The organism is uncultured Oscillibacter sp. (assembly GCF_910587525.1).
GTDB lineage: Bacteria > Bacillota > Clostridia > Oscillospirales > Oscillospiraceae > Oscillibacter.
The window spans coordinates 1-4,441 of sequence record NZ_CAJULS010000159.1; the positions used below are offsets into that span (position 1 = coordinate 1).

Here is a 4,441-nt window from a genome sequence, read left to right on the forward strand (position 1 = left end):
GCCTTCCCCACGGACACCGCCGCCGAGCTGAAGCTGGTGGAGGACAAGTGCCGGGAGCTGGGCGTCAACGTGGCTTTGAGCGAGGTGTGGGCCAAGGGCGGCGAAGGGGGGCTTGCCCTGGCGGAGGAGGTGGTCCGCCTGTGCGGCGAGCCCAATGAATTCCGCTTTGCCTACGACGCCGGGGCCCCCATTGAGGAGAAGCTGAACGGCATCGCCAGAAAGGTCTACCACGCCGACGGCGCGGCGCTGACCCCCGCCGCCCGGAAGCAGATGAAGGAACTGGAGGAGCTGGGATTTGACAAGCTGCCCATCTGCATGGCGAAGACGCAGTACAGCTTCTCCGACGACGCCGGAAAGCTGGGAGCGCCCAGCGGGTTTACCATCACGGTGCGGAATTTGAAGGTCAGCGCCGGGGCGGGGTTCCTGGTGGCTCTTACCGGGGACATCATGACCATGCCGGGTCTGCCAAAGACGCCAGCGGCGGAGAAGATCGACGTGGACGAAAACGGAAGGATCACGGGGCTGTTCTGATAAAGTTTGGGGCAAGCCTTTGAAAAGGCTTGCGGGGGTGCAGGGGGCTCCGCCCCCTGCAAACCACCATAATTGCAAATTGTGATCCTTGCGGCGAAGCCCCAATAACAAAAGAGAGATGACCAGGGAAATGGGGTCATCTCTCTTTTGTTGGTTTCACTCATATAGGTATGGGCTTTGTTTGAAAATAGCAACGCTTTTTCAGGCGACCTCTGCCCCTGCGGGCCCTTAAAATACTCCTTGGGGGCACGCGGGGGTTGACCTAAACTTGATTCCCCTCACTGCGGCAGCGTCTGTACCACGCCCCGGGCGCAGTCCACGGACACCAGCACACCGTCCTCCAGCCGCCGCGTGGCGGCCACGGCCCCCACGATCACCGCCTTGTCCAGGGTCAGGCCCACCGTCGCGGCGTGGCCCTCCGTACTGCCCTCCTCGCAGATCACCGCGGCGGCCTCCCGGATATAGGGCAGGAAGTCGTTGTTGGTGTAGGGTACCACCAGCACGTTGCCGGGCCGGAACTTCTCCGCCGCCTCCGATACCGTGCGGCAGACGCACAGCCGTCCGCTGGCCATCTGGCCCCCGACCCCCATGCCGTTGATGAGAGAGCCGCCCACCTGGCGGACCCGGATCATGTTGGTGGTGCCGGCCACGCCCACAGGCACGCCGGCGGTGACCACCACAATGTCCCCCTGCTTCACAAGCCCCGCGTCCTCCGCCGCCTGGACGGCGAAGTCCACCAGCTCGTCGGTGCTGCCGGCGTAAGGCATCATGATGGGCGCCACGCCCCAGTAGAGGTTCATCTGCCGCCGGACCTGGGGGTCCAGAAGCAGAGCCACCACGGTAGTGCTGGTGCGGAACCGGCTGACCATCTGGGCGGTGGTGCCCCGCTGGCTGACGGTCAAAATGGCGTCCGCGCCGATGTCCAGGGCCGTGGTGCAGGCGGCGTGGGCCGTGGCGGCAGTGATGGACATCTTTTTGCCGTCCATCTTCACCCGCTTGGAGCAGTCAATGCTGGATTCCGTTTTCAGAGCAATGGCGTCCATGGTTTTCACCGCCTCCACAGGGTACTTGCCGGCCGCCGTCTCGCCGGAGAGCATGATGGCGGAGGTGCCGTCGTAGATGGCGTTGGCCACGTCCGTGATCTCCGCCCGGGTGGGACGGGGGTTCTCCATCATGGAGTCCAGCATCTGGGTGGCGGTGATGACCGGCTTGCCGGCGGCCACGCATTGGGTAATCATCTGCTTCTGGATCACGGGGATCTCCGTGAAGTCGATCTCCACGCCCAAGTCTCCCCGGGCCACCATGACACCGTCCGCCACGGCCAGAATCTCCGGCAGGTTGGAGATACCCTCCTGGTTCTCGATCTTGGCGATGATGCGGATCTGGGAATCCCGCTGGTCCAGCAGGCGGCGGATCTCCCGCACGTCGGCGGCGGAGCGGACGAAGCTGGCAGCGATGAAGTCAAAGCCCTCTTCCGCGCCAAAGAGGATATCCTCCCGGTCCCGCTGGTTCATGTAGGGCATGGACAGGCGCACGTTGGGGATGTTCACGCCCTTGTTGTTCTTCATCACGCCGTCGTTCTCCACCCGGCAGCGGATGGAGGCGGCGGTGGTCTCCAGCACAGTGAGGCGCACCAGGCCGTCGTCCAGGAGGATGGTGTCCCCCTCCTTCACGTCCTGTGGCAGCTCGGCGTATGTAACGGCGCAGCGGGTCTCATCCCCGGCGATGTCCTCCGTGGTCAGGGTAAACTCCGCTCCGGTGCGCAGGGTGACGGGGCCCTCCGCAAAGGTCTTCAGACGCACCTCCGGGCCCCGGGTGTCCAGCATGGCCGCCACAGGCAGGTCCAGCTCCTCCCGCAGCTTTTTCAGCTGATCCAGGCGGGCTTTGTGTTCCTCATGGCTGCCGTGGGAGAAATTGAACCGGGCCACGTTCATGCCCGCGCGCATCATCTCCCGCAAAACGTCCTCCCGGTCCGTGGCCGGACCCAGGGTGCATACAATTTTCGTCTTTCTCATAATTTTTACCACCTTTCCTCAATGGTAATCGTTTTTTCTCATCTTCTGGTGCTTTTTCATTGTACCATGTCCCGGTCAAATGTAAATGCACAAATCCGCAAAAAAGCTCCGCGGGAATGGGGCCGTTCCTTGGCGGGGGCGAAAACGCGGCGGCCTTTCGGCCGCCGCGTCAGGCGCTTTTATGTACCGTTCAGCCGCAGGACCCCCCACAGCAGTCCGTAGATCGCCGGCTGGTGCAGCAGATACACCGGCAGGGAGTACCGCCCCAGGGCGCCGAGCACCGGGATGCGGCTGCCGCCCATGGGAATCCGCCGGCGGTCCCGCCACAGGCGGTTTGCGAAATACCCGGCGAGAAACAGGAAGAACCAAGGCGCCAAAGAGAAGTAGTCCGTAGAGGCAAAGTCCGCCGGGGGGAAGCCCAGAAAGGCCGTGGTCAGGTTTTGATACAGCCAGGCGGGCAGGGGAAAAAACCGCAGGCCTTCAAAACCCAGGCAGCCGGCGTTCACGTTCCGCAGCAGGAAAAACAGCAGTCCGCTCATCCCAAGGCCCGCCCAGGAGGGAACGCGCCGCAGGCCCCGCTCCAGGGGGACCATCAGCAGCATACAGCTTCCCAGCAGGGTCAGCACGCCGAAGACCACCCGGTTGGCCGGCATGACCAGCACCGTCACTGCCGTCACCGCAAGGCCGCCGCAAAAGACCTCCAGCCCCCGCCGGAGGGGCCTGCTCCCCAGAGGCCAGCAAAAGCCGGAGAGGAGGATGAAGGTCCAGCAGATGCTCTGCTGCCAGACGTAGGCGGCGGCGGAGCGGTACCAGCCCCAGTCCGCGCCGAAGAGATAGACCATGTCCCAGCAGGCGTGGTAGGCGATCATGCTTAAAAGCGTCAGGCCCCGCAGGTTATCCAGCGCCGCCCAGCGCCGCACGTCCCACTTCTTTCCTGTATAGCGTCTCAAGACCGCCCCTCCTCTGTTTTGCTCCACGGGAAAAGGGCGGCTGCGCCGCCCTCCTCTTTCTCTGTCAAAAATCCGCGCTGCCCACCGTGCGGGGGTGGGGCAGTACGTCCCGGATGTTGCTGATGCCCGTAAGGTACATCACCATGCGCTCAAAGCCCAGGCCGAAGCCCGCGTGCTTGCAGCTGCCGTAGCGCCGCAGGTCGCAGTACCACCAGTAGTCCTCCGGCTTCATGCCCAGCTCCTGGATGCGGTCCTCCAGAATCTCCAGCCGCTCCTCACGCTGGCTGCCGCCGATGATCTCGCCGATGCCGGGCACCAGGCAGTCCGCGGCGGCCACGGTCCTGCCGTCGTCGTTTAGGCGCATATAGAAGGCCTTGATCTCCTTGGGATAGTCGGTGACGAACACCGGGCGCTTGTACACCTGCTCGGTGAGGTAGCGCTCGTGCTCTGTCTGGAGGTCGCAGCCCCAGAAGACCTTGTAGTCGAATTTATCGTTGTTCTTCTCCAGAATCTCCACGGCCTCGGTGTAGCTCACCCGGCCGAAGCCGGAGGAGACCACGTGCTCCAGCCGCTCTTTGAGGCCTTTGTCCACAAAGCTGTTGAAGAAATTGATCTCATCCGGGCAGCGCTCCATGGTGCGCTTGATGATGAATTTAATCATGGCCTCCGCCACGTCCATGTCGCCCTTGAGATCGGTGAAGGCCATCTCCGGCTCGATCATCCAGAACTCGGCGGCGTGGCGCGCCGTGTTGGAATTCTCCGCCCGGAAGGTGGGGCCGAAGGTGTAAACATCCCCGAAGGCCATGGCGAAGTTCTCCGCGTTCAGCTGGCCGGAGACGGTGAGGTTGGCGGGCTTGCCGAAGAAGTCCTGAGTGAAGTCGATCTTCCCGTCCTCGGTCCGGGGCGGGTTCTCCGGGTCCAGGGTGGTGACCCGGAACATCTCCC

At 63.5% G+C, this 4,441-nt stretch carries 4 protein-coding genes; 1 reads left to right on the top strand and 3 read right to left on the bottom strand.

What is annotated here, in order from left to right; genetic code table 11:
* Positions 1-531, top strand: a 531-nt coding sequence (locus tag QZ326_RS11430) for a formate--tetrahydrofolate ligase (RefSeq protein ID WP_295745274.1), incomplete at its 5' end; no start/stop codon positions are given.
* Positions 532-809: 278 nt separating this feature from the next.
* On the opposite strand, the gene pyk is transcribed toward QZ326_RS11430, so the two are convergent.
* From pyk to asnS, 3 genes are all read right to left on the bottom strand, one after another.
* Entirely contained in the window at positions 810-2,546 is a 1,737-nt protein-coding gene (gene pyk / locus QZ326_RS11435) for a pyruvate kinase (protein ID WP_295745276.1), read from the bottom strand.
* Between the two features lie 179 nt (positions 2,547-2,725).
* Positions 2,726-3,496 carry a heparan-alpha-glucosaminide N-acetyltransferase domain-containing protein gene (locus QZ326_RS11440; RefSeq protein WP_295745278.1) on the bottom strand — a complete coding sequence of 257 codons (771 nt, stop codon included), beginning with the start codon at positions 3,494-3,496 and terminating at the stop codon, positions 2,726-2,728.
* 64 nt (positions 3,497-3,560) lie between these two features.
* Positions 3,561-4,441, bottom strand: an 881-nt coding sequence (gene asnS, locus QZ326_RS11445) for an asparagine--tRNA ligase (protein ID WP_295745280.1), incomplete at its 5' end; no start/stop codon positions are given.